This window comes from Hymenobacter agri, from assembly GCF_054778495.1.
Genome location: NZ_BAAGZM010000944.1, coordinates 1 through 1,143, shown reverse-complemented (window position 1 = coordinate 1,143; position 1,143 = coordinate 1). Strand labels below are relative to the sequence as shown.

Annotated in this window: 2 protein-coding genes and 1 pseudogene; all 3 read left to right on the top strand. The window is 62.3% G+C overall.

Going from position 1 to position 1,143, the window contains the following annotated elements:
• Positions 1-323: pseudogene (locus ACYVDE_RS23570) on the top strand (hypothetical protein); the annotation flags it as partial.
• A 14-nt stretch (positions 324-337) separates the two neighbouring features.
• Positions 338-631 carry a winged helix-turn-helix domain-containing protein gene (locus ACYVDE_RS23565; RefSeq protein WP_460503965.1) on the top strand — a complete coding sequence of 98 codons (294 nt, stop codon included), beginning with the start codon at positions 338-340 and terminating at the stop codon, positions 629-631.
• A gap of 70 nt (positions 632-701) precedes the next feature.
• On the top strand, positions 702-1,143 hold a 442-nt coding region (locus tag ACYVDE_RS23560; RefSeq protein ID WP_460503963.1), incomplete at its 3' end, for a hypothetical protein.

Below are 1,143 nucleotides of genomic sequence, written 5' to 3'. Positions count from 1 at the left end.
GGCTGGCAGTGGCGCTGGCCGTGCGGCTGGTGGCGGGCGGGCTGTTTTGCCTGCGCCTGTACTTGGGCGGCGAGGCCGGCATGGTGGTGCCCGGGCTGCTGCTGTTCTACGGCTTGGCGTTGCTGAATGCGAGCAAATACACCCTGGACGAAATTCGTTGGCTGGGCCTCACCCAGATTGGGCTGGGGCTGCTGGCTATGCTGCAACCCGGCTGGGGCTTGATTTACTTTGCGCTCGGCTTTGGCCTGGGCCACATCGGCTACGGCCTGCTGATGTACAACCGCTACGAGCGGGCCGAAGCGGCCGGCTCCGCGGCGGCTTAATTCCCGGAATAAGCGTGAAGCACCTCATCCACACCCTCAACAAAGCCTTCGACCACCGCGTGCGCCTCGGCGTCATGGCCGTGCTCATGGCAAACGAGTCGGTGAGCTTCAACGACCTGAAGGAGGCGCTCGACCTGACCGATGGCAACCTCGCCAGCCACGTGGCAGCCCTCGAAAAGGCCGAATACGTACTCGTAAGCAAGCAATTCATCGGCAAGAAGCCCAACACCACCTACTCCGCCACCGCCGCTGGTAAAACTGCCTTCCAACAGCACCTCGAAACGCTGGAGAAGCTGCTGCGGCCCTGATTTTGCGAATTCGCGCCCCTCTGCGCTCTTTTTTTTGCCTTGTTACTTTGAATCACAAAGTTCTTTAATAATGAATCCATCTTTGCAACCGGCAGGTGAATGGTCGCTTCCGGCCGAAGTCCCCGCTACCACTCGCCCCCCGCTCACCGCCATCCAAAAGCTGCTACTGCCGCTGGGCGTATTCTTATTCGACTGGCTGTTCTGGCGCGAGCGAGGCGGTGTGAACATGCTCGTGTTCAACGCTTTTGTGGTAGTGGCGCAGCTGGTGCAGCTGCCGCGGCACGCGGCGGCCCGGCGCTCGGGCTACTTCTGGCTGATGGTGGCTGGTTGCTTGCTGAGTGGCGTGTGCATGGCTATTTATGGCTCGGGCGTGGCGGCGTTGGCCAGTGGCGTGTCGGTGCTGCTGCTGCTGGGTTACGTCAACCAACCGTCGCTGAAGCTGCTGCTGTACGCCGGCCTCACTGGGCTGGGCAGTGCGGCCGAAGCCTGGCTGCGGGTGCTGCGCGGCGTGC